The sequence below is a fragment of the Providencia sp. PROV197 genome (assembly GCF_028479625.1).
GTDB classification, from domain to species: domain Bacteria; phylum Pseudomonadota; class Gammaproteobacteria; order Enterobacterales; family Enterobacteriaceae; genus Providencia; species Providencia vermicola.
On record NZ_JAMPNZ010000037.1, the window covers coordinates 40,725 to 65,113 of the forward strand.

Annotated in this window: 19 protein-coding genes and 1 tRNA gene; 8 read left to right on the forward strand and 12 right to left on the reverse strand. The window is 37.8% G+C overall.

Annotated elements, in window-relative coordinates:
• Position 1: 1 nt before the first annotated feature.
• From sixA to PR808_RS19265, 4 genes are all read right to left on the reverse strand, one after another.
• The gene (gene sixA / locus PR808_RS19250; RefSeq protein WP_272539905.1) at positions 2 to 484 is read right to left on the reverse strand and encodes a phosphohistidine phosphatase SixA; all 483 of its coding nucleotides are present in this window, start codon (positions 482 to 484) and stop codon (positions 2 to 4) included.
• A gap of 314 nt (positions 485 to 798) precedes the next feature.
• A complete protein-coding gene (fadJ, locus tag PR808_RS19255) occupies positions 799 to 2,988 on the reverse strand; it encodes a fatty acid oxidation complex subunit alpha FadJ (RefSeq protein WP_272539906.1) in 2,190 nt (729 codons plus the stop codon).
• On the reverse strand, positions 2,988 to 4,307 hold the full coding sequence (gene fadI, locus PR808_RS19260; protein ID WP_206082408.1) for an acetyl-CoA C-acyltransferase FadI: 1,320 nt from the start codon (positions 4,305 to 4,307) through the stop codon (positions 2,988 to 2,990). Before fadI ends, fadJ begins: the two co-directional genes overlap by 1 nt.
• 274 nt (positions 4,308 to 4,581) lie before the next feature.
• A complete protein-coding gene (locus PR808_RS19265) occupies positions 4,582 to 4,878 on the reverse strand; it encodes a YfcZ/YiiS family protein (RefSeq protein ID WP_206082409.1) in 297 nt (98 codons plus the stop codon).
• Between the two features lie 353 nt (positions 4,879 to 5,231).
• Here PR808_RS19265 and fadL point away from each other — a divergent pair, with 353 nt between their 5' ends.
• On the forward strand, positions 5,232 to 6,551 hold the full coding sequence (gene fadL, locus PR808_RS19270) for a long-chain fatty acid transporter FadL (protein WP_206082410.1): 1,320 nt from the start codon (positions 5,232 to 5,234) through the stop codon (positions 6,549 to 6,551).
• A 553-nt stretch (positions 6,552 to 7,104) separates the two neighbouring features.
• Here the strand turns inward: fadL and mlaA are convergent.
• Positions 7,105 to 7,857 carry a phospholipid-binding lipoprotein MlaA gene (mlaA, locus tag PR808_RS19275; RefSeq protein WP_206082411.1) on the reverse strand — a complete coding sequence of 251 codons (753 nt, stop codon included), beginning with the start codon at positions 7,855 to 7,857 and terminating at the stop codon, positions 7,105 to 7,107.
• A 564-nt stretch (positions 7,858 to 8,421) separates the two neighbouring features.
• Here mlaA and PR808_RS19280 point away from each other — a divergent pair.
• Positions 8,422 to 8,496: transfer RNA gene (locus tag PR808_RS19280), tRNA-Arg, on the forward strand.
• A gap of 1,263 nt (positions 8,497 to 9,759) precedes the next feature.
• Positions 9,760 to 10,191, forward strand: a complete 432-nt coding sequence (locus PR808_RS19285; protein WP_206082412.1) for a hypothetical protein — start codon at positions 9,760 to 9,762, stop codon at positions 10,189 to 10,191.
• A 5-nt stretch (positions 10,192 to 10,196) separates the two neighbouring features.
• Here the strand turns inward: PR808_RS19285 and PR808_RS19290 are convergent, their stop codons facing one another.
• The 4 genes from PR808_RS19290 to PR808_RS19305 all read right to left on the reverse strand — a co-directional run bounded on the left by PR808_RS19290 (position 10,197) and on the right by PR808_RS19305 (position 14,481).
• On the reverse strand, positions 10,197 to 10,619 hold the full coding sequence (locus tag PR808_RS19290) for a GNAT family N-acetyltransferase (RefSeq protein WP_206082413.1): 423 nt from the start codon (positions 10,617 to 10,619) through the stop codon (positions 10,197 to 10,199).
• A 110-nt stretch (positions 10,620 to 10,729) separates the two neighbouring features.
• Positions 10,730 to 11,260 carry an MltR family transcriptional regulator gene (locus PR808_RS19295; protein ID WP_272539907.1) on the reverse strand — a complete coding sequence of 177 codons (531 nt, stop codon included), beginning with the start codon at positions 11,258 to 11,260 and terminating at the stop codon, positions 10,730 to 10,732.
• A gap of 111 nt (positions 11,261 to 11,371) precedes the next feature.
• On the reverse strand, positions 11,372 to 12,520 hold the full coding sequence (locus PR808_RS19300) for a mannitol-1-phosphate 5-dehydrogenase (protein WP_272539908.1): 1,149 nt from the start codon (positions 12,518 to 12,520) through the stop codon (positions 11,372 to 11,374).
• 11 nt (positions 12,521 to 12,531) lie between these two features.
• The gene (locus PR808_RS19305) at positions 12,532 to 14,481 is read right to left on the reverse strand and encodes a PTS mannitol transporter subunit IICBA (RefSeq protein ID WP_272539909.1); all 1,950 of its coding nucleotides are present in this window, start codon (positions 14,479 to 14,481) and stop codon (positions 12,532 to 12,534) included.
• A 600-nt stretch (positions 14,482 to 15,081) separates the two neighbouring features.
• Between PR808_RS19305 and PR808_RS19310 the strand changes: the two genes are divergently transcribed.
• Positions 15,082 to 16,314, forward strand: a complete 1,233-nt coding sequence (locus PR808_RS19310; protein ID WP_272539910.1) for an SLC13 family permease — start codon at positions 15,082 to 15,084, stop codon at positions 16,312 to 16,314.
• 61 nt (positions 16,315 to 16,375) lie between these two features.
• Here PR808_RS19310 and PR808_RS19315 read toward each other — a convergent pair whose 3' ends face one another.
• A complete protein-coding gene (locus PR808_RS19315) occupies positions 16,376 to 17,113 on the reverse strand; it encodes a cyclase family protein (RefSeq protein ID WP_272539911.1) in 738 nt (245 codons plus the stop codon).
• Between the two features lie 209 nt (positions 17,114 to 17,322).
• Positions 17,323 to 18,165, reverse strand: coding sequence for a MetQ/NlpA family ABC transporter substrate-binding protein (locus PR808_RS19320; RefSeq protein ID WP_206082419.1), 843 nt, complete (start codon positions 18,163 to 18,165; stop codon positions 17,323 to 17,325).
• Between the two features lie 213 nt (positions 18,166 to 18,378).
• On the opposite strand from PR808_RS19320, the gene PR808_RS19325 reads away from it, so the two are divergent.
• The 4 genes from PR808_RS19325 to PR808_RS19340 are packed head-to-tail and all read left to right on the forward strand — an operon-like array spanning position 18,379 to position 22,650.
• Complete coding sequence (locus PR808_RS19325) at positions 18,379 to 19,503, forward strand: CMD domain-containing protein (RefSeq protein WP_272539912.1); 1,125 nt, start codon at positions 18,379 to 18,381, stop codon at positions 19,501 to 19,503.
• A gap of 4 nt (positions 19,504 to 19,507) precedes the next feature.
• Entirely contained in the window at positions 19,508 to 20,968 is a 1,461-nt protein-coding gene (locus PR808_RS19330; protein WP_272539913.1) for a flavin-containing monooxygenase, read from the forward strand.
• Between the two features lie 3 nt (positions 20,969 to 20,971).
• Positions 20,972 to 21,985 (forward strand): methionine ABC transporter ATP-binding protein, encoded by a 1,014-nt coding sequence (locus tag PR808_RS19335; protein WP_206082422.1) that lies wholly within the window; start codon positions 20,972 to 20,974, stop codon positions 21,983 to 21,985.
• Positions 21,982 to 22,650: a methionine ABC transporter permease gene (locus PR808_RS19340; protein WP_206082423.1), complete on the forward strand. Its 669-nt coding sequence runs from the start codon at positions 21,982 to 21,984 to the stop codon at positions 22,648 to 22,650. The genes PR808_RS19335 and PR808_RS19340 overlap by 4 nt, the downstream gene beginning before the upstream one ends.
• Positions 22,651 to 22,988: 338 nt before the next feature.
• Here PR808_RS19340 and PR808_RS19345 read toward each other — a convergent pair whose 3' ends face one another.
• Positions 22,989 to 23,282 (reverse strand): helix-turn-helix domain-containing protein, encoded by a 294-nt coding sequence (locus PR808_RS19345; RefSeq protein WP_206082424.1) that lies wholly within the window; start codon positions 23,280 to 23,282, stop codon positions 22,989 to 22,991.
• Positions 23,283 to 24,389 lie beyond the last annotated feature (1,107 nt).

Below are 24,389 nucleotides of genomic sequence, written 5' to 3' on the forward strand. Positions count from 1 at the left end.
TTTATTTAGCGAATAGTAACTGTGACGGACTCAACATCCATTCAACATCACTTTTTTGAAAAGCCAAATCCAATTCAATACATGCAATCGTTGATGTTGTAAACATCGGCGGTTCTTTCTGTGGGCAGAGTTGTGAAACTAAATAGCCAACTAAAGGTAAATGGGATACAACCAATATTGCCTTTACACCTGTCACCGCTATATCGCGTATATGATCGGCAACAAAAGCCGCGTTTCCACCTGGCGTTAATTGCGCTAAAACCTCATTTTGTAATGGAAGTTTAAGGTGTTCACCTACTATTTTTTCCGTTTGTAATGCTCTTAGGTAAGGGCTTACTAATACAGTGTCAATTTCAATACCTCGGTTTTTCAACCATTTAGCCATTAATATTGACTCATCTATTCCCTTTTGTGTTAATGGCCTCTCGGCATCGCTTGCCGCATGTAACGCTGCATCGCCGTGACGCATAATATAAACTTGCATAATCCACCATCTGAGTAGCCTACTGACTTAAAGTGGCTATTCTTTTTGTTAAGATAATTATTGTAAAAGTAACCATCAGTTGGGGTAAAAAGTGATTCTGCATTAAATAATCAACAATTAAAATGATTTAAGTAACTTTTTGTTGATTTTTTAGTTTTCTTTACCAAGACTTATTAAATCAATCGATTAAAAAAGCCTGAAGACTGAATAGCCAATATTCAGCTCAGGCTTTATTTTTCAGGGTATTCAATTGCATTTATAGCTTATCGCATAACCCTCTCTAACTAACAAAAATAGTGTTTAACCCACTTTCGCTATTCTTGGTCATCAACAGCATAAAACGTCTGGTTATTCTGAGCCATTCTGCATAATAAGTCACAGGGTTGGAATTTATCACCATGACGTACAGCAAGTGTTTTTAACGTCTCTACCGTTTTCGTGATACCAAAATTATCCATATACCTGAACGGGCCGCCAAAAAACGGTGGGAAACCGATACCAAAAACGGCACCCACATCACCATCCCTTGCGCTACGAATAATTTTCTCATCAAGGCAACGGGCCGCTTCATTTAACATCATCATCACACAACGTTGAGCAATATCCGTTTTACTCAACTTGTTTTCTGGCGTGATATCAATAAGGGAATAAACTGTTTTATCCACCTGCCGTTTTTTAGTTTTTTTCCAAAATAGTAACTTACCCGAAGAATGCCCGTATTCATAAAAACCTTTACCGTTTTTCTTACCCTTACGGTCATCTTTAACAACTTTATCCAAGATATCAGGAGCTTTAAATCTTTCCCCAAACCGTTCAACTAAAATAGGTAAAATTTTAATGCCAACGTCGATACCAACTTCATCGAGTAGATTAAATGGCCCAACAGGAAAACCAAACCCAACCAATGCACTGTCAATATGGTCAATAGATTCTCCTTCAATAAGGCATTGCGCAGCCTCACATAAAAAAGGTGCCAGTATTCGGTTAACATAAAAGCCCGCATCATCGCCAACCACAATGGCTGTTTTACCTTGTCGTTTAGCAAACTCCACAACAGTAGAAATCGTTGTCTCATCTGTTTGTTTATGTGGAATAACTTCAACCAATGGCATTTTATCGACAGGACTAAAATAATGTAAACCAATAACCCGTTCTGGATGTTGCGCATTGGCGGCTATCTGGTGAATAGGTAACGAAGATGTATTCGACGCAAAAATAACGTCCTTCCTCGTCATTTTTTCAACATCAGAAACCATTTTTCTTTTTAGCGCCAAATCTTCAAAAACAGCTTCAATAACCAGATCTGCGGTTTCTAACCCTTTGTAATTCAATGTCCCTGAAATTTTAGCCATTGTTGCATCGCGTTCACGTGCCAATAACCGACGTTTGCTGACGCGTTGGGTTAATAAATCCCAGCTATATTTCAAGGCCTGAGCAATGCCTTTTTCTGAAATATCTTTAATACGAACAGGTACCTTTCCTTGAGTTGCGCTCACATATGCGATCCCGCCGCCCATTAGCCCGCCACCTAGCACACCAACTTGCTTGATATTCAACGGCTTAGCTTGTGCACCTGTTTCATTTTTTAATGCTGTGACTGCAAAAAATAAATTACGTAAAGCCGCTGATTCAGGCGTCATAACTAACTCGCCAAATGCTTTAGCTTCTTCTGCATACCCAGCCTGTACCCCTTTGTTCATCCCTATTTTTACTGTATGAATAATTTTTTCAGGAGCGGGATAATGCCCTTTGGTTTTACCCAATACTTTTTGCCTTGCACTATTAAACACTTGATTACGCAGTAATTTACAACTCAATAAGCGCTGTTGCCAATGAATAGCAGGTCGTTTTACGCCACCTTTTTTCACCATTTTAACGGCGACATCTAATAAAATTGACTCTGGAACAACATCATCCACAAGCCCTAATTTAAGTGCTTGTTTGCCCTTTAGCTGACGTCCTGTCAGCATTAGATCAAGTGCATGTGGAATGCCAATCAAACGTGGTAAACGTTGAGTTCCACCAGACCCTGGCAACAAGCCTAACTGTACTTCTGGCAAACCTAAGCGGGTTTTATCATCATTTGAGCAAACCCTCGCATGACAAGCTAATGCTAACTCCAACCCTCCACCTAAGCATGCGCCATGGATAGCAGCAATAATCGGCAACGGATAATTATCTATTTTGTCGAATAATAAATGCCCTTCCTTTGATAACTCACTGGCTTGCGCTTTCGATTCACAGTGCGCAATCATGCTGATATCCGCACCCGCAATAAAGTTATCTTTTTTACCTGAGGTAATAACTAGCCCTTTTAAACCCGAGGTGGATTGCGCTTTTTGTAAGATGGTTAGAAACTGCTGCGCAAATTCAGCTTTAAGCGTATTGACCTTTTCATTTGGCACATCAATGAAAATCACCCCTACGTTCTCGTCATAAATTTCTAATGAGAAAGCCTGCGGCAGCTTATCCATTACTAATTCTGTAGTAGAATTTTGTGTCATTATTCCACCTCTAAAATCATAGCTACACCTAACCCGCCTGCAGCACAAGCTGTTGTTAAACCAAAACCACCACCACGACGACGAAGTTCATTTAATGTTTGTGTCACCATTCTGGCGCCTGTCGCCGCAAATGGATGCCCGTAAGCGATAGAACCACCGAGAACATTAAATTTGTCCATGTCTATCTCGCCAATGGCTTGTGTTAAACCTAATTTATCTTGTGCAAATTGGCGACTACCAAACATTTTGATGTTTGCCAATGTTTGAGCGGCGAAAGCCTCGTGCATATCAATTAAAGTGAGATCTTGTAAAGATAACCCTGCGCGCTTCAGGGCTATGGGCGTTGCATAGGATGGCCCCAATAGCATGTCTTCCCACACATCAATCGCGCTAAAAGCGTAACTACGAATATAACCCAGCGGGGTATAACCCAATGCTTTTGCCCTTGACTCTGTCATCATTAATACCGCTGCTGCACCATCGGTTAAAGGTGTACTATTTGCAGCTGTTACACTGCCATATTTACGGTCAAATGCGGGTTTTAATTTAGCATAAGAGGACAATACTGAATTTCCTCGTACATTATTGTCCTGCGAAAAAGCGTGCTTAAAAGGCGGCAAATACGCAGTCATGACCTCATCGTTTAGTAGGCCTCCATCCCACGCTTTTGCAGCAAGGACGTGTGAACGATGTGCTAGCTCATCTTGTTGTTCTCTCGTAATGTGGTAACTTTTAGCCATTTGCTCCGCGGTATCCCCCATGCGAAGCCCTGTTGAGTATTCAGCAACACCAGGTGCGACTGGCATTAAGTCTTTTAAGCGTAATTTCGCGATAAGCGATAATTTTTGCCCAACCGACTTTGCCTTACTCAAAGCAAGTAATGTTGCTGCTAATTTTTTCGAAACACCAATCGGTAAAACTGAAGAGGAATCTGCCCCTCCTGCAACACCAACAGTAATATCCCCAACCATCATACTTTGAGCCACATTCACAATGGCTTGAAAACTTGTCGCGCACGCCCTTGAAACGCTGTAAGCATCTGTTGAAACGCTCATCCCCGTTCCAAGCACAATTTCCCGTGCAATATTGGGTGCTTCAGGCATTTGAACCACTTGGCCAAATACAAGTTGCTCAATCAACTGGTTATCTAAATCACTACGAACTAATAATTCAGCGACTACTGCTTTGCCTAAATCTACAGCAGCAACACCTTGATATGCTGTTGATTGCTTTGCAAACGGTAAACGTAAACCACTGACAATAGCAATACGCTCTTTTGTTGAATATGTACTGTCACCATGGTGGGAATGTTGATTCATGGTCGCTCCTGCAAAAGCATAAATAAAAAATTATTGTTAATTTTTTCATGACTGGCCGAAAGAGGTCTGACCTGTAATGATTGTTAACATAATTTTCACAATTATCAATTGCATTGACTAAAAAATGGGAGCGCGCACGCAAGTTAGCATAAAAATAGTGCGAAAAAGAAAGGAATGGGTCTACCTAATATCAAAAACCCTTCTAACGCTTAGCCACCTAATAAAAGGGCGCTATCACAGTAGAAGGGTTCACCTAATAGATTCAAACGTTTGATTAACGAAGGCCTAGCTGAAAAATCAGGCTTTCTGCTTCACAGCTAAAACTAAATTCTGCGCTCAGTTCAACACCACCATTAACTTGTTTAAAAGTATGGTTAATCGCACAGGGTTCAGACTCAACAGACTTCGCTTTTTCTGTGAGCATCTTCAACATGGATTCCGCTTCACCTTGTGTGGCAAAAACATGCTGATACGACGCAGTACAGTCTTTATTGTCCAGCACTGTGCCTACATCTACACAGCAGCAAGCTGCTGTTTCATCCGCACTACAACGGTTAATCGCATCAGTCATTTTATTCTCCAAATAAACAAACTGTTAAGTGGCTATCATAACGCTGAAAAAGTGGTAAAAACCAGTGTGAATCAAAACTTATTGCTAATAATTAAACATAAGTTTGATCTTACCCCGTATCTGATTATTTATTGCTCCCATTTCGTCACTTTATGTTGCTATTTTGTTAAATGCATCGCATTTTTGAAAACGAAGTCGCAATAAACACAAAACAGACTTGCAACATATTGGGTGGTCAGACCTATACTCTAGTAACTGGTCTGATTTGTCATGGCGACAATGGACCCTACAATTCTGCGCTTCTTGCGATAGAAGTCGCTTTATTTAAAATAAAACATAAGAGGGTTTTGGTCATGAGCCAGAAAAACCTGTTTTCTAAGTCAGCTTTAGCAATAGCAGTGGCAATTGTATCATCCAACGCCGGCGCGGCTGGCTTTTTGCTCAATGAATATTCAACATCCGCACTGGGACGTGCGTTTTCTGGGGCAGGTGCGATGGGCGACAACGCAAGTGAGGGAAGCCGTAACCCTGCTGCGATGATGCTATTTGACCGACCATCTCTTTCTATCGGTGCTGTGTATATTGACCCAAGTGTTGATATTAAAGGCCGAAATGACGGTCGTTTAACAGCTAATGATATCGCACCAAGTGCTGTTGTCCCTAATGCGCACTTTATTTTCCCCGTTAATGATAAGTGGGCTGTTGGTACATCCATGACAACTAACTTCGGCTTAGCAACGGATTTTAATAAAAGTTATGCAGCAGGCCCTATCGGTGGAAAAACCGATTTAAAAACTGTTAACTTAAATTTAAGCGGCGCATACCGTTTAAATAACAACTTTAGTTTTGGTCTTGGTGCAAATGCGGTTTACGCTGATGCGGAGATCACTCGTCACGCAGGTGATTTAAGCCAGTTAGGCCCTATGCTAGGACTTAACAATATGGGTCCAAGCACTACCATGGCTAAATTAACAGGTGATGACTGGGGCTATGGTTGGAATGCTGGTATCCTTTATGAACTAAATGACGATAATCGTTTCAGTTTAACCTATCGCTCAAAAGTCAAAGTTAAATTCAAAGACGGAAAATACTCGAATGACCTACCGAGTAATAACCCAGCCCTTAATATGGTCGGAATTGTTGGAACTGACGGCAACAAAATTAAGGGTAAGCTAGATCTTAATTTACCTGATATTTGGGAATTTTCTGGTTATCATAAAGTCGCACCGAAATGGGCACTCCACTACAGCGTAGCTTATACTGGTTGGAGTGAGTTTAAAGATCTTACTGCATATCGTAGTAGCGATAACAAACAATTATTCCACAAAGCAGAAAACTTTGATGATGCATGGCGGTTTGCAATAGGTACAACCTATTTCTACAATGATAACTGGACATTCCGTACTGGTATTGCTTATGACGAAAGCCCTGTTCCATCCAAATATCGTTCCATTTCTATACCTGATCAAGATCGCTATTGGTTGAGCGTAGGAAGCACCTATGCATTTAACGAAGATGCCTCTATTGATGTAGGTATTTCTTATATGCATGGTAAGAAAGTGAACATAAATGAAAAACTTGTAGAAACAGATAAATTACCTTTAGGTACATACCAATTCAAATCTGAAGGCTCTGCTTGGTTATACGGTGTGAACTTTAACTACGCATTCTAATAAACCGAATGCTTAACTATCGGGGAGGCAACTCCCTGATAGCCCCACTCTCTCAGTGTTCAAAAAAACATCCCTATCATAAATTTATCTTGACCCTTACCACCCCCTCATGTAAATTAATTGTTAATAAAATAATTCTTATCCAAATTTCCACTTTTATACTAAAAATTAGCCCTATAAACTTTTTTCAGATAAATCCTTATATATTTCATTAGATTACCTTTCATTCTCTGAATGTTCTTATTTGCAAGCACAAGCCATACTCGTATTTTAGAATACAGATACACAAAAAATACGTATCCATTCATTAAACTGTATTATTAATGCGATAAATTCGCAGTAAAAGTACAAAAGAGGCAACAATGACAAAAACGTAGGGGGTTTTATGGGGACATTATTTACAGTAGGTTTTATTGGGGTGTTAGGCGTAATCGCCTTGATTGACACCGTTACCCAACGAGGAAAGCGAGACAATGACTAGCTGTTAATTTATCACTCTCACGTTTTAATCTAGACAAGAGAGTGATAAACCTTCCTGAGTCAATTCACTAAATTAATCAATCGAATCCAGATCCCCTTCAATTGCAGCTGCATTTGGGTTTTCAGTTGCTTTCAATACGCCGCCATTTGATAAGAAATCATTACGCTGGAAGTAAGCTTCACGCATCATTAAGTATGGGTCTGAAGAGTTTTTAAGTAACCCATCGGAATCCAGCAATCGTGCTCTTGTTTCTATCCCTTCAAGTGCCCATTTTCCTGCAGACATCCAGAATGTTAGGTAGCTCAGCATTGGGTATAAACCATCAGCTAAATCCCCACCTTCCTCTCGTGGTGTTGCACTCCCATATCCTGGTAAAACGACATAAGGACCATAACCGACATCATAGTAACCGAGTGTATTACCAAAACGTTTAGGATCTTCTTTCGCTAATTGAGGATTCGCCATTGTTGCAACATCAATCAGCCCACCCATACCAAATACCGTATTGAGGAAGAAACGGTTAAAGTGTTTAAACCCTTGGGTCACTTCCCCACGCAAGAAACTGTTCAGCATACTTGCAGGCTCTTCAAGGTTAACAAAGAAGTTGGATAATCCATTACGCGCAGGCATAGGAACATAATCATTCCAAGCAACAGCAACAGGCCTTAAAACATAAGGGTCTAAGACGTTGTAGTTAAAATTAAACATTGCTCGGTTAAAACCCTCTAATGGGTCTGAACGTTCTTGCGTATCTGGGTCAATATTACTTGCACAACCTGCAATTAATACACCCGCTAGAAAAACGCTAGTCATGCGAAACTTCATAACACTTTCTCCATTCCCTGCACCGCCCTGCTATGGTACTTTCCACAATATTCACGAATTTGATAATAATAAGGGGAAAAAATTATTTTTGTTAACCGTTTTGAGTGATTATACAGATCGACTTTTAATTATACCCTAGTTAATCATGCCATTATTATAAGAGTTATGGCTAATTCACACAAAACCATTTAAATATTGTTTTTATATATTCGAAAATAGTGTGCAGTGCCATCAATTTTTACTCAAGAATAAAAGCTAACTTAACGATTAGATAAAAAATATATCAATAAAAGAAAAAATCACTGTAAAATGAGCCTTTCACCATTACTTTTTGGTTTAATACGTATTTTAACCGCTAATCCTGTAAGCACAGTTCCCATCAGCCAACCTTTAAATACGTTACCATGCGAGGTGACGTGTCAGATAATTATTTAATAAAAGAAAGACTAAAAATCATACAAAATTGCCTCATTAGCAATAAATTGAATTAATTCTATGTAACAACTTGATTCCATTGGATGCGGACAGTAAAATGCAAACCCTGTTTAGCAATGACTGCCAAAAGTCCCCTTAGTTAAATGGATATAACGAGCCCCTCCTAAGGGCTAGTTGCAGGTTCGATTCCTGCAGGGGACACCAGTACAAACGAAACCAACCTATTCCCAATCCTCACAAAAAATCATAGCAACTATTCATGTTATGCCGAACTATACAAAGCTAAACTGGCATGAACACATGGTGGAGAGAACATTAGTCTTTAATTGATGGCTATTGATATTTGACTTATGTATATTATTAATCACTTAATCATACGGATGTATGTATCGTCATGGCTGAACTGATTACTTATGAAATCATATTAGGGATTTCAGTGTTTTTTTGCTTTTGGAATATAGGCAGAACCAATACTTTCTGGTCTTTTATTCGGGTTATCGCTGGAATATGCCTGATAGCCACCATGTGCATGCTTGGAATGATCATAGCGTACGTTGCATCATAGCAATCATCTATCTAACGTAAATATTGGAATATATGTAGTGACATTCACCGTTATTTATCTTTTATTTGCTGCCTTTTTACTCCTGTGGCTTGCTTATTGGAGCTTTTCAGCACTATTTCCAAAATCACCACCAAGTAGTGTTTTATGTCTTTTCGCTAGGACAATCATCGGTGTGTCCTTGGTCTTATCTGCTATCTATGTAGCTCTTGTCGCTTTCGCAATCACCATCTAGTTGAATGTTGAATGTTGAATGTTGAATTTCCCCCTAGCCCTTTCAATCTCTCGAATGAATTTCTTGTCCAAGTTGCATTTTGCTATAGCGCTATGGCATCAGCGAATCACTGAGGCATCTCACCCCAATTTACCTGTTCAGGAATATCAGGCTGTTTTAGCCCCCTCAGCTAGTAACATCAATTTGTTTTCTTTCAATATTAGCCTAAATCACATTAATAAATTCACCTGATAAATAATATTTACTACTCTATAGATATACACAGGCAGAAAAAATGCGTTATCTGAAAACATGATACTATTAACATTAATTATCGTTTCTGCAATTATCAGACTACTTGATTCATTCATTTTAATTACCAATTAAAAGTTTACATCAATATAGCTAACTAATCATACTTGTACCACTTGAGCACTCATATCGCAATTAACGGTAGGTAAGGCGCATACACAATATATTAGGAATACAAGTTAGAGGCTCTTGCTTAGTTAGCCAACAACTGAAACTTTCCTGTTACTATGAATAATCTGCTCTCTTAGGGAAAAACAGTGCTGGCAGTTCGTTTATCAGTCTAAATAGAAAAATCCTATTTTTCATCTGAACATTTTTATCAAGAATAGAACTTTCTATTATCAACTCTACTGCGCGTATTCACTGAGATAATCTATCAATGAAAAATTTTATCATTATTCTTTTTTTACCACTTTTACTTTTAGCCTGCACAAAGAAAGAGCGAAAATTAGTCGTTATTTCTGGAATGAGCAAAGCTGATGTCATTAAAATTGAAGGGATACCGATTAGCTCTGCCTCTCAAGCTCAGTATGATTTGTTATTTTATTCGGATCAAATATTAACCAATCTGCCAAGTCAGAAAGCGGATCATGTGTTTATCTTTATTGATAATAAATTGATGGAATACTCAACAATAAATATTCGTTCAATTCATGATGAAAGTACAAGGGTAGGATTAAATGCAGAACAGAGCCTAGCATGCTGGGTAAATCAATTAAACTTACCTGTTAATCCATCTGCTATTGCAAATGAAAATACAATAACAAATGGGGTCAATTGTTTTTCGAATGTACGTAATGAAGACAATTAATTTCACTATTTTAAATTCATTTTAGTCAAATAATGAGATTGCATTCCCGTTTCAGGAAAATCTGGCAGTGACATTTGCTGGATATAACCTAATTTTTGGTAGAATGGTAATGCTTGAAAACTAAATGTATCGACTAAAGAATGAAGGCAGCCTACTTTTGAAGCCTCATGCTCAGCTGCTTGCATTAATTGCCTCCCTATTCCTTCATTTCTCGCAGATTCACTTACCCATAAATAATCAATACATAACCAATTGGCTCTGATTGTTGCAATCAAGCCCCCCTGCATTACACCATCATCATCTTTAAAATATACCCCTAGTTGACCGAATCGAGAGGCATCTAAAAACTGTACATTAAAACTACGAAGCCCCGCCAGTAATTCATCACGATCTTCTGGACTTACTTCATGTGTAATAACAATATTCATATTCAATTATATTCATTCTGGTTATACGTATTGGTATTTCGAACATACTTATATGATAAAGTAAATAGGTGAGTAAGATTTATAAAGAAAAAATAAAATGCGGTGACTCATTAAAAAACATCGGTTTCTAATATTTGAGCAATTAAATCGGCAACAGATAACACTAAAGACGATTTGACCATTTGTTGATAGCGTTGTTTCTGTAAACTCATTAGCTGCTGGTCAACCATGTCCTCAGGTTGATCAAAACGCATCATTTCAGGTAATGGCCCTATACAGTGAAGCGTTTTAATACTGCCTATTATTTCATCATCGGTATAATCTAATTTTAATTCTTGGTGAGATAACGAGTCATTTAATGCTAAAAATAATTCAATATCTTCATAGGTTTCGCGTGTTATAGCTCCCAAAGCAAATAACAATTTTAAACGTACAGATAAATCACCTAATGGGCCATTTCCTGTTAAAAGAGGTTCAACTGCATATTTTACGGCATAATCATCCTTTCTAAATACTTTTAACATCAATTTATCAATAGCTTGTGAAATAAGAATAATAGCCTCTTGAACAAACAAATGTAATTCTGGCCGCTGATTTAGCCGTTCAAAAATTTGATTTTCAATGTCTTGTTTATTTTCCATAATAATTTCTTTTGTCACTTTATGGCCAGCAGCTTGATATTTATTCGCAACTAACCATAAAGTGATTAAACCTCACCAATTAACTCATTATCCGTAATATTACCTATTACTCTACTTCATTAGCTCATACTGCGCACAAATTTTATTAATAATGACAGGGTGATGTTGAAGTCCACTTAATTCAACTATAGCTTGATATAGACCTTTATCTTCAATTAGAGCTGTCATTTCAATAGATTGAGGGTCACTAGTGCATCTAAAATGAAGCGCAGCTGCAATACCCATTATCAAATTCTTATTAGGGAGTTCATACTCTAATGTCCCCAATAGTGGCTTAATCAATCTATCTTCAGGGCTGAGTTTACGAATAGGTTGGCGCCCTACTCGACTCACATCATCCTTTAAATAAGGGTTAGCAAAGCGGCTTAATATTTTTTCAATATATTGCTGGTGCTTATCTGCATTAAACCCATACCGTTGAATTAAAACTTGCCCACTTTCTTCCATTGCAGCTTTTACGATAGCGAGAATCTTAGGGTCATTAATGGCATCTCTGATTGTTTGGTAGCCATATAATTGGCCTAGATATGCAGTAATCGCATGGCCTGTATTTAACGTGAATAGTTTGCGCTCAACAAATGCCATTAAATTATCCGTCAACTCCATACCGTCGATTGTCGGAATATTGCCAATAAATTGTGTTTTGTCGACAATCCATTCACTGAATGATTCGACAGTTACAGAAAGAGGGTCATCATTCGCTGCATCCATTGGAGGAACAATCCGGTCAACGGCGGAGTCAACAAAACCAACATATTGTTCAACCCATCCGTGTGTTTCTACAGGTAATTGAGCAAGAATATGTCGTTTTAATTGGCTTGTTCCTCTAACCATATTTTCACACGCAATAATATTGAGGGGCTTTTGGTTATTTAATTTACATTTTAAAGCAATACCTTGCGCTAAAGTCCCTGCTATTTTTTCGAGAATTTGTGGGCCTACTGCGGTTGTCACCATATCTGCAGAGGCTATATATTCTATTGTCTTTGGATCATTAGAATTAATTGCGTGCACATTTTGTACTTTTTCTATGCTACTTTCTTGCCCAACAACATGAACCTGATATGACTGCTGATGCTCTAGCTGATCAATTAATGGCTGATTAACATCGGTAAATGTGAGTTGTGAATTCGCATCAGAAAGTAATTTACCAATAAAACCACGACCGATATTACCTGCACCAAAATGAATGACTTTCATTGTTATTCTCCTCACGCTGCACTTTGCGATGCTAAAATTTCGAGCACTTCTTGAATACTTTGGGTATTACACAATTTATCTATCACCCCATCTTCATCTAGTGCAGAGGTGATTCGTGTAATCACTTCAATATGTTCATTATTTTGTGCCGCGATGCCAATAACAAGACGTGCAATTTCATCGGGTTCATCTCCGAATTGAACACCTTCAGGATATTGGCAAATAACAATACCCGTTTTTAAAACACGATCTTTCGCTTCAATAGTTCCATGTGGGACTGCAATTGATTCACCAAGATAAGTTGAGGTTAATTTTTCTCTCGCTAACATCGCTTCAATATAATCAGGTTCTACATACCCACCCTCAACTAATTTTTGTCCCGCAAATTGAATTGCTTGCGTTTTATTCTTCGCTGATAAATTTAAGTAAATATGCTTGGCGCTAAGTGTAAACAACGCTTCATCTTTATCTTCAATATCAAAAGATTCATCATTTGCAGCAACAATTGTTTGCTTGATTAAGCGTCCATCATTTGCAGCAGTAGGATGTTTTTTCGCGATTAAATTAGTCACTAAATCATTATATATTTGACCATCTAAGAAATTCGCTAAAGAAATGTGCATTGCATTAGGTGCAAATGTTTTAGCTCTTTCAGTGAGGTCTTTGTGCGTTATCACAATATCAACACTCGTAGGAAGGTCATTGATAGCCATGTTCGTGACATAAATATCAAGCAACCCCGCATCACGAATCTTTTTCGCTAATACACCTGCCCCCATCGCACTGGAGCCCATTCCCGCATCACAAGCAACAATAATATTACGCACATTTGCAAGATTAACTGTTGAATTGTTATTCGTTACTTCCTTGCTCGATGATTTAGATTGCGCTTTCATATCACGCATTTTTTTCGTCGCATTATCTAATTCATCATCATCGCCCACACGGGTTCTTTTTAATAAAATTGCAGAAACTAAGAAAGAAACAAGTGTTGCACTAATCACAGACAGAATAACGCCAATTAAAGATGATTTTGGTGTCATCAGTAAAACTGCAAAAATAGAGCCTGGTGATGCAGGAGAGACTAAACCAGCATGAAATAGGTTCATCACAAACACACCTGTCATGCCGCCAAGAATAACTGCAAGAATTAACCGCGGATTCATTAAAACGTATGGGAAATAAATTTCGTGGATCCCGCCGAAAAAGTGAATAATTGCAGCACCAGGCGCAGACTGTTTAGCATTCCCTTTACCAAAAAACATGTATGCCAATAACACACCCAAACCTGGACCTGGGTTAGCTTCTATTAAGAAAAAAATAGACGCGCCTGTTTCAGTCGCTTGTTGAATACCTAATGGGGAAAAGATTCCGTGGTTAATGGCATTATTCAAAAAGAGTATTTTGGCTGGCTCAACAAAAATCGAAGTTAAGGGCAGTAGATTATTTTCTACCATCACATTTACACCCGCCGCCAACACTTTTGATAAGCCAGCAACGAGAGGCCCAATAGCAAGGTAAGCAAGTATCGCCAAAAGCATACCAATAATGCCAGATGAAAAGTTATTTACTAGCATTTCAAAGCCCGTTTTGACTTTACCATCTATCCAGCTATCAAAACGTTTAATAGCATAACCACCTAATGGCCCTGCAATCATTGCGCCCATAAACATTGGCATATCGGCACCAACAATTACCCCCATTGTTGTAATGGCCCCGACAATACCCCCTCTTTCACCACCAATAAGACGACCGCCCGTATAACCAATTAGCAGTGGTAATAAATAGGTGATCATTGGACCTACAAGCTGTGCCAACGTTTCATTTGGCCACCACCCCGTAGGGATAAAGAGCGCGGTAATTAAGCCCCACGCAATGAAAGCACCAATATTAGGCATAACCATATTACTGAGGAAACGCCCAAAATTCTGTACCTTTAATTTGATATTTGATGTTACCATGATAGAACCCCGTGGTACGAGAACGATAAGATTGCAACGTTATCGCCAAATAACGTTAGTGAATATTTAGACGCTTTCACTCTAACATGGCCTTTATCAGATGCGTACCACGCGGGCCTTATGTGACGGAAGTCACCTAAACCCCCCTCATCCCCCCACCTAAATATTGATCATGCTCACAAATAGATAGTGTAGTTTTACTACAAAGACGTTTTTTCACATAAAAAAAGCAAAAAAACGAGATTAATATCACATAAAAACACTTGCCTTAATTTTCGAAAAAGAGATCCCGATCACAAATTATTTTCATATTCACCTTTTTTAACTCCATTAAAAACTCGATTAACCTTTTTATAGCTAGTAGATTTTATTTTGTAATTAATTTTCACTTGTTACTTATTTCAAAAAAGCACCTATGAAATGGATATAAAGTTGAAAATACAGGCTTAGCACTCATCTCATTTTGTATTTTCTATCTTTTTGCGATATCGTTAATAGGATTAACTGCAACCTATTATTATCCAAAGAATATTTATCCTTGATTCAAAAGATGTTCACCGATAAATTATTCTTAAACCTCTTCATTAAAATGTGAATATAATGACTTTAACCATTATTGTTTTTCTTTTGGTTTACGTTGCCATGGGCTTTGGTAAGTTACCTGGTTTTAAAGTAGATAGAACGGGAGCCGCTATTATTGGTGCCTTGGCCATGATGGCAGCTGATAGCATTACCCCACCACATGCATGGAATGCCATTGATTATCGGACAATTGGGATGCTGTTCGGCTTAATGGTCGTATCTGCATCATTTGTTGTATCTGGTTTTTATAGTTGGACAGCGAACCGTGTTGCGATGCTAAAAGTTTCTCCTCCAGCACTTTTAGCCGTATTAATCGGTGTTGGCGGAATTCTTTCCGCTTTATTAACCAATGATGTTGTCGTTGTAGCCATGACACCATTATTAGTTTCTATTAGCTTATCTCGCGGTTTAAACCCTATTCCATTTTTATTAGGCTTTTGTTTTGCCGCAAATAACGGTGCTGCAGGCTCATTAATTGGTAGCCCACAGAATATGATTGCAGCTCAAGGGCTCGATATTTCCTTTGTCGGTTTATTAGAAGCTTCCGCAATCCCTGCCTTACTGTCATTACCTATCACGTGGTTCGTCTTAGTTTGGCTGTACCGCAAGCGTTGGTACATAGCTAAGGACGAAATGCAAACTACAGTATCGACAATGCAAGAAAACCTCAATGTGTGGGAAACGACTAAAGCAGGAGTTATTACGCTTGCCGTTATTATTGCGTTTATTGTAAGTGATATCCCAAGGGAATTAATTGCCCTTACTGCTGCCGGATTCTTATTATTAAACCGCTCAATCGCATCAAGCGATATGCTTAAGTTAGTTGATGGGAATTTGTTACTCTTAATTATGGGACTGTTTGTCGTCAATGCCGCGTTTGCCTCAACAGGTATTCCCCAGCAACTCCTCGATGATTTACGCACCCATGGCGTTGATTTAAATAATCCATTCGCTTTATTCTTAGTGACTGGAGTTCTCAGCACAATTGTGGGAAATAACCCTTCAGTAATGCTACTCGTTCCATTTTTAACCCCTGATGGAAATGCTGACGCCCTTGGTGCAGCATTAGTGCTAGGCTCAGGGTTTTCCAGCAATTTATTAGTATTTGGCAGCCTTGCAGGTATTATTGTTGTTGAACAAGCCGCGGCTTATGGCGTAAAAATATCGTTTAGTGAGTTTGCAAAATCGGGTGGTGTTGTTGCCGCGTTATGTATGATATTAGCGGCAATATGGATAGTATTAGTCTTGTAAGAATAATTGCAATTTATTACCAGCCACGCTAAGTAAATGGCTGGTAATAAAATTTCAATATTTAGGGAAGAATAGCAAATGAACGCACAGGAAACCCACTCGCATTATTTGGTTTAGCGACAATATTAAAGATCACTGCCCCACGAGTCGGTACTTTATCCAAGTTTGCCAGCAGTTCCACTTGGTAAGTATCTTGATCTAAAACGTAATACTCCCCAAGTAACGCATTATTTTTACGGAAATCTTTTGCCGCATCTGTATCAAACGTTTCATGTCCAATTGCTTTAATACCCCGTTCTTCAAATAAGAACTTTAAGGCATCCATCCCCCAGCCAGGTATTTGGTTATTACCTTCTTCGTCTTTATTATCCATAAGCTCTTGTGATGGCCAACGTTTGCTCCAATCTGTTCTTAGTGCAACAAAACTGTCAGGTTCAATTTTTCCATGCTGTTCCTCAAAAGTCAGTACATCATTAAGAGAAAATGCAAAGTTTGGATCTTGTTTTGCTCTTTCGGATTGATCAATAACAATTAAAGGTAAAACGAGTTCTTTTAGCTCTAGCTCATGCAGAAAACGTTTACCTTCAACAAAATGACATGGCGCATCAATGTGCGTGCCATATTGCCCTGGGAAGGTAAATTGCTGAGCAAAGAAACCTTCTGCATAGCCAAATAAGGTTTTAAAATCAGCAGCATCAAACATAAAAAAATGCGGTGAATTCCCATCAAAGCTGTGTGTTAAATCAACCCATTTCTTGCTCTTTATAATATTAAATGCATCAATCAGTTCGTGACTCATATTCTTCCCCTGTCAGGTTGATTTTGTTCAGTGTTTTTATGACGTTGTATTTTTTGTTGTGTTACTTATCTATTTAATAGCAGTAAAAATATTGTGTTGTCTAGGAATTTAATAAGAATAAATTTCATATTAAGTTTTAAAAAAGCCACTTATTAATTTAATAATAAGTGGCTAGGTAAGAATAAAAAAATAAAAATTAGACTAGGATTTTATTTAGGGTATTTATTCCAGCTTTCTGGTTCGATAAAACCATCATAAATACGCTGAGAACGAATATAATCCGCATACTCTTTAGACTCAAAAGCCTCTTTTAAATCCTTAGCCCATTGAGAATCAAGATCTTTTTGCATGACAGTGACAATAACACGGTGTTCTAATGGTGAGTTTTCAACAACTAATCCATCGGCAATACGCTGGCCTGCACTTGCGACATAATTGCCATTTACCACAACAAAATCAACATCATCAAGTAATCTTAATCCTTGAGCTGCGTCCGTTTCACGCACATCTAAATGATATTTTCCTGATGAAATATCATTAACACTAAAACTCAATGTGCTGACATTCGGTTTAATTTTAATCCAGCCTAGTTGTTCTAAGATCCGCGCCCCTCTTTCTGCATTTACAGGGTCGTTAGATAAAGCGACAATCATGCCATCTTTTACATCATCAATTGATTTGTGTTTATTTGAACGTAAACTTTGTGGCGCGCTTGGTGAGTCTGTCAATGCGACCATATTAATATTATTCTTTTTGTTATATGCATCCATATATGCGCGGCTTTGGTTCACCGATGCATCAATAGAACCTTCTTCAAATGCAGGATTAATTTGCCTATTTTGTGAAAATTGACGCAAAGTTACCTTATAGCCTTTTTTCTCTAAAATAGGGACGATTCCTTTATCTACTTGATCGATATAATTACCAACTCCAAAACCTATCGTAATCTGTTTTTTATTTGGATTATCTTTTTCATTGTTATCACCACATGCTGAAAGCACAAAAACAGCTGATGCGATTAAAGATAAATTTATTAATTTTTGTTTTAACATATGTAACAACCCTGTGAAAATATTTCAGCCAGTATAATCATATTAATTTGGTTGTTCTTAGATCAGATAATTATAACTTAGTTAATTAGTGATATAAGAATAGGTTTTAATTCCTTTAAGTTATATGGATATAACAAATAGATCGTTCGATAAATGATGTGATTGATATGTAATGAAGGAGATAAAAAACGTTTAAAAAAAGTGAGTTGCTTTATGACTATTTTCAATAATGATTTAATTAACACCCTGACACACTTGCCACCAGATTCCGATTTAGCATTAATCCGCCAAGACCGATCAGCCGCAACCTTAAATACCCAAGCCGCATACAGCGAAATTTTCTCTGTACCATCAACACAATTTCCTATTGATGTTCGTTATGGTTTTGCGCATCAGGTTGCAAAATTGACTGGCAGCCAAACATTAGCAGATTTTTATTTTCAACAAGCACCAGCACTAAAAATAGAAAATCTTTCACCTGCTCTGCAAGCTGCAGCGGAATATCTGCAAATATTAACGTTATCTCCTAAAGATACTCAGTTTTCACTCATCGAAACCTTAATTACACAAGGCTGGGAAAATAGCGACATCGTTTTGCTCGCTCAGTTAATTACCTTTGTCACCTATCAAGCTCGTTTAGTCGAAGGTATTGAGCTCTTAACGACATCTAAAAATGATCCACGGGATGTCGCGAAAATAGTCGCGGGCAAATGGAATCATCAACCTTTCACTCGCCAGGGACGCCCATCCCCTACCGCCTTTACACAAGATAATTTAGGTTGGGAAGCTTGGATAACGGCTAGAAAAGCAGAAACGCTAAGCGATGAAGAAACTCAGGTGATGAAAAAATTTGGTCAATTAACCTCTGAATACTTTCTTCTGCTCGCTCACCAAAGCAAGATTTTAGAAATTAGAACCTTAATCGATCGTGGTGTCTTTTACACCGCTGGCGGCCTACCACGCTGGGAACGTGAGTTCGCAGCTGCCGCTGTCAGTAAAGTGAATGGTTGCATTTACTGTGCTTCTGTTCATGCACGCAAAGCCAGCCAGTATGCCAAAGAACGCCGTAGTGATGTCGATAAGCTATTAGCAACGCCGACAGGTGAGATTCTTGCGGATGGCTTTGACGATAGATTGTTAGCAATCACCGATCTCGTGGCGTCTTTATCAGCAACACCGATTCAAGCAACAATATCTCAAGTCGCAACACTACGCCAACTGGGACTATCTGAACTCGAATTGCTTGATTTAATTCAGTCTACTGCGTTTTTCTCATGGGCAAACCGCTTAATGCTTTCCCTCGGTGAGCCATTTGAAATTATGGAGGATAAGGAATAATTTCATGGATAGGATCATTGGCTTAGCGGCTTTAGAAGCGCATATTGCACAAGATTTGCAATATCTTAATCTCCCAATCACATCATGGGCATTATCAGAAAATAATATCAACAAACAACATATTGACGTGGCCATTATTGGTGCTGGTATGTCAGGTGTCACGGCTGCATTTGCACTCAAGTTACGTGGTATTAATGCCGTCGTATTTGATAAAGCCATTACTGGAAGTGAAGGGCCTTGGCAAAAACCTGCTCTCATGGAAACACTACGTTCGCCAAAACAGGTTGTAGGGCCCGCTTTAGCTTCCCCCTCATTGACCTTTCAAGCGTGGTTCAAAGCGCAGTTTGGCGATGAAAAATGGGAAGAGTTAGATAAAATTCCTCGCCTTCAGTGGGGAGAGTATTTGCAGTGGTTTAAAGCGATTACTGCACCAAAAGTATTTAATCAATACGAACTGATTGACCTACATTTAACCGATAATGGTAGCAAGTTAATTTTTAAAACACCTGAAGGAACAACAAATTACATCGCACAGCATGTTATTTTAGCCACAGGTATGGAATCCTTTAGTGAACCGAATATTCCCAGTTTTATGGATAATATTCCACAAAACTATTGGGAGCATTCGTATGCAGGCACTGATTACAGCCGCTTTAAAGGGTTAGACATTGGTGTTGTTGGCTATAGCGCAGGTGCAATGGATAGTTCTGCAACAGCCTTAGAGAACGGGGCTAAGAGTGTGGAAATTTTAATCCGTGCCACAGATATGCCACGGGTAAACAGAGGTAAAGTTGCAGGAAGCGCGGGTTTTACTAATGCTTATGCCTATTTTACAGATGCACAAAAATGGCATTATTCAGCGTATGTTGCTGAAGCTAAAACCCCTGCCCCTCATGGCAGTACTTTACGAGTTTCTTGTCATCCAAATGCTTTTTTTAATTTTAATACTCAAATTAAACAGATTGAATTAAAAGATAAAAAACTACATATTTCGACGACAACTGAACAATTCACGTTAGATTATTTGATCCTCGCGACAGGATATAAAATTAATTGGTTCAAACATCCTGCATTTAACCAAATTACCCCTCTAATTAAAACGTGGGCTGATGTTTATACTCCACCAATCAACGAAGCGAATAGTGAACTCGGCGCACACCCTTATTTAGGCTCGCATTTTGAATTACAAGGCAAAAAAACGGCTGACACTGAAAAGTTAAAACAATTTTATTGTTTCAATTTAAGTGCTTCACTTAGCATGGGCCCTGTTATTGGTTTGATCCCTGGTACCAATACAGGTGCAGAGCGTTTAGCTGATCATATTGCCGCTCAATTGTACCTCGCTCATAGAGAAGAACACCTCGAATTAGTGAAAACAAGCCAAGAATTTGAATTATTAGGTGATGAATGGCAACCAGCAGCCTTGCCTTCAGAACGTATGCAGCTAACTGATAATGTAGAGTAAACTATGATTACATTTCAAAATGTCCAAAAAGTATATGAAAAAGATGGGCAATCTTTAGTTGCATTGCAAGATATTAACTTGCATATCAATAAAGGAGATATCTTTGGATTTATTGGCTATAGCGGAGCAGGAAAAAGCTCACTTATTCGTTTGGTCAATCAATTAGAAAAGCCCTCCAGTGGTGCTGTGATTATTGATGGGCAAAATATTGCTCATCAAACTCCCGCTGAAATTCGGGCCCATAAGAGAAGTATAGGAATGATTTTCCAGCATTTTAATTTACTGGAAACCAAAACTGTCGCTCAAAATATTGCAATGCCCTTGGTCTTGCTAGGACTTGATAAAAACGAAATCAGTCAACGTGTTGATAGCATTCTTGAATATGTAGAGCTGAGTGATAAAAAAAATCAATACCCAGGTCAATTATCTGGTGGGCAAAAACAACGCGTGGGTATTGCCCGTGCCCTTATCAATAACCCACAAATTCTGCTGTGTGATGAAGCCACATCTGCCCTTGACCCGCAAACGACACGCTCCATCTTACAGCTATTAAAAAAAATCAGTCGCGAACAAAATATTACCATCTTACTTGTGACACACGAAATGGAAGTTATAGAGCAAGTCTGTAACCGTGTTGCGGTGATGGAAGCGGGTAAAGTCGTGGAAGAAGGCACTGTATTAGATATTTTTGCAAATCCTAAACATTCAACGACCCAAAAGTTTGTTGGGACTGTTTTAAATGAAGAAATACCAGAGCGTGTGCTGCACAATTTAGACCACCAGCAAGATGTTTATCGCCTTGAATTCCTCGGGTCATCAGCTCAAGAGCCTGTTGTTAATGAGCTAATTTTAAAGAAAATCGTCAAAATAAATATTCTCTTTGCCAATATGAAAGAAATCAGTGGGGTAGTACTCGGCAGCATGTTTGTGCAGATTGTGGGTGATAAAGCACAGATTGAAGAAGCTATACAGTTTTTACGCCTGCGTGGCGTAGCGGTTAGCCAGGGGGCATTATGACAGAGTTATTTGAAACAGCCTTAACAAGTAAACAATTTTTACTCGCTATGTCAGAAACATTCACCATGGTGAGTATTGCCTTAGTACTCGGTTCCTTGTTTGGTATTTTACTGGGTATATTACTCGTTATAACGAGACCTGAAGGGATTTGGGAAAACAAATACATATACCGAATTGTTAACCCAATTATCAATATCATTCGCTCTTTACCATTCATTATCTTATTAGTGGCGATGATCCCACTAACCCGTTTTATGGTCGGAACATCGATAGGAACAACCGCGGCAATAGTGCCATTAGTGATTTTTATTGCTCCCTACACTGCCCGCTTAGTGGAAAATTCTCTTTTAAGCGTACACTCAGGGATCATTGAAGCGGCAGATTCTATGGGTGCAACAAATTGGCAAATTGTTTGGCATTTCATTTTACCAGAAGCTAAATCTTCTCTTATTTTAAGTTTGACTGCAGCAAGTATTACTTTAGTCGGTGCGACAGCTATGGCAGGAGCAGTAGGCGGTGGTGGTGTTGGCGATCTTGCTTTGAACTATGGCTATCAACGCTTTGATAATGTGGCAATGGCCATTACTGTTGTGACATTAATCATCATTGTCCAAGGGATGCAATTTATTGGCGACTACCTTGCCAGAAAAGCGCGTTTTCATTGATGATTCTTAAAGTTGATAGCGTTGCGTTATCAACTTTATTTTTCTATTTTCGCGGTTTCAATTTAGCTCACCTAGTAGCGAATCTAAAGCTTGACTATTTATCCTGTAATTAATCTCTGTTTAATTTAAAGTTAATTTCAGGCATATTATATAATAAAAAAATAAAAGCCCATTACAGGCTTTTATTTTTAAAGTTACACAGTATGAGAGATAAATAATGTATTTATTCTTTTTAATGAATTTAAAATGGTGATCAAACTTAATTTAAGTCCTTAATTGAAACAATTAGAAGTTAAAATCAAGTTAAGTTTCATTATGAGACAAAATAATTATTTATATTATACTAAAGAATAAATAGAATCATCGATCCCTTTAGTATCCCTTCTTTCTTCTGGTTGGGTATCATCTTGCAGCACTTCACTAAAAAACTCACCCATATTAACGCCTAAGACTTTTAATACGCGAACTAAACAATCAATATCAATACGATTTACACCGCGCTCATAACGAAATAATTGTTGTTCACTAATATCTATCTCTTTAGCTAACTGAAACACAGTATAGCCTTGAGCTTTTCTTAGCGTTTTAATTTTTTGTCCAACTGCACAAGCGACAGGATATTTTGTATTCATAAACATTCTCGCTTCAATTTATATTAATGAAATAAAAATTAGCAGATAAGTAGCTGCCATTTTTTTATTTTTTATGTTTTATATAATAAGTAGAACTTTGATAGTATTGCTGACGATTCAGCATATATCGATGGGAATGATATACTAGCAATCTAATTAGTTTCAACTAATCTTAAAATGATGTTACATTTATGTAACGAGATATTACAAGTCATTTACCCTATAAAAAAACAATAATTATCCCATAAATATCATACTATTATGATTAGTAAGGCAACTCCCACCCTTACCCATATTACTTGTATCACAATGAACACAACGGAATATTACACTAAAATAACAGATTTTATCCGATGCATCATCTGAAAACAAAGGAAATAAATAGAATAATTTAACACTGTAACAATATTAATGATTTTAAGAATGAACAATCATTTAACGAATAAAAAACAATCAGATATCATTTATATCTGTAAACAATGGTAAAAATAATAAGTTTTACCTCTAAAAACCTTTGGCAACATTAAATATCAATAACATATAGGAATGAATATTCTGTTACAATTAATGAAACGCTAAATTTTTAAAGTAGCATGGTAAATATTTACCAAATAACAGTGCTCAACATAACAAAACCATAACGTTAAGGAAGTTTATTATTCACTTTACTTGATGAACATCACAAAAATATGACAAACTAATACTATTAGATTATCTTATTTTAATATTGATAATTTTATCTTCGAATGAAAGTGGCGATATTAAACCCTCAAAATTTACAAATTATTAAAATTTAACCCCAAAAATACTCAAACACCCTTTTTAACGTTAAACATCCATATTTATTATGAGCACATTCTAATCTAACGTTATAAAGTAATTCTCTTTACTTTATAATTCATTATTTGTAAGCTATTGATAATAATACTAAAAATATACCTCTATATCCTCAATCATAGCAGCAGTCAGGAAAAGGTATCGCTTATATTGATTTTCAATGAGTAGATGACCTTTCAGAACATGAAATATATAGAAATAGTCCTTCAACCTTTAAGCACTATGTTCTGTTATACACTATTGGAAGCTGAGATGATGGCTTAAGATGGC

Excerpts from the sequence above, each read along its gene's own strand:
- sixA (WP_272539905.1), bottom strand. The coding sequence starts at position 484 with ATGCAAGTTTATATTATGCGTCACGGCGATGCAGCGTTACATGCGGCA.
- fadJ (WP_272539906.1), bottom strand. The coding sequence starts at position 2,988 with ATGACACAAAATTCTACTACAGAATTAGTAATGGATAAGCTGCCGCAG.
- fadI (WP_206082408.1), bottom strand. The coding sequence starts at position 4,307 with ATGAATCAACATTCCCACCATGGTGACAGTACATATTCAACAAAAGAG.
- PR808_RS19265 (WP_206082409.1), bottom strand. The coding sequence starts at position 4,878 with ATGACTGATGCGATTAACCGTTGTAGTGCGGATGAAACAGCAGCTTGC.
- fadL (WP_206082410.1), top strand. The coding sequence starts at position 5,232 with ATGAGCCAGAAAAACCTGTTTTCTAAGTCAGCTTTAGCAATAGCAGTG.
- mlaA (WP_206082411.1), bottom strand. The coding sequence starts at position 7,857 with ATGAAGTTTCGCATGACTAGCGTTTTTCTAGCGGGTGTATTAATTGCA.
- PR808_RS19285 (WP_206082412.1), top strand. The coding sequence starts at position 9,760 with ATGAAAAATTTTATCATTATTCTTTTTTTACCACTTTTACTTTTAGCC.
- PR808_RS19290 (WP_206082413.1), bottom strand. The coding sequence starts at position 10,619 with ATGAATATTGTTATTACACATGAAGTAAGTCCAGAAGATCGTGATGAA.
- PR808_RS19295 (WP_272539907.1), bottom strand. The coding sequence starts at position 11,260 with ATGGAAAATAAACAAGACATTGAAAATCAAATTTTTGAACGGCTAAAT.
- PR808_RS19300 (WP_272539908.1), bottom strand. The coding sequence starts at position 12,520 with ATGAAAGTCATTCATTTTGGTGCAGGTAATATCGGTCGTGGTTTTATT.
- PR808_RS19305 (WP_272539909.1), bottom strand. The coding sequence starts at position 14,481 with ATGGTAACATCAAATATCAAATTAAAGGTACAGAATTTTGGGCGTTTC.
- PR808_RS19310 (WP_272539910.1), top strand. The coding sequence starts at position 15,082 with ATGACTTTAACCATTATTGTTTTTCTTTTGGTTTACGTTGCCATGGGC.
- PR808_RS19315 (WP_272539911.1), bottom strand. The coding sequence starts at position 17,113 with ATGAGTCACGAACTGATTGATGCATTTAATATTATAAAGAGCAAGAAA.
- PR808_RS19320 (WP_206082419.1), bottom strand. The coding sequence starts at position 18,165 with ATGTTAAAACAAAAATTAATAAATTTATCTTTAATCGCATCAGCTGTT.
- PR808_RS19325 (WP_272539912.1), top strand. The coding sequence starts at position 18,379 with ATGACTATTTTCAATAATGATTTAATTAACACCCTGACACACTTGCCA.
- PR808_RS19330 (WP_272539913.1), top strand. The coding sequence starts at position 19,508 with ATGGATAGGATCATTGGCTTAGCGGCTTTAGAAGCGCATATTGCACAA.
- PR808_RS19335 (WP_206082422.1), top strand. The coding sequence starts at position 20,972 with ATGATTACATTTCAAAATGTCCAAAAAGTATATGAAAAAGATGGGCAA.
- PR808_RS19340 (WP_206082423.1), top strand. The coding sequence starts at position 21,982 with ATGACAGAGTTATTTGAAACAGCCTTAACAAGTAAACAATTTTTACTC.
- PR808_RS19345 (WP_206082424.1), bottom strand. The coding sequence starts at position 23,282 with ATGAATACAAAATATCCTGTCGCTTGTGCAGTTGGACAAAAAATTAAA.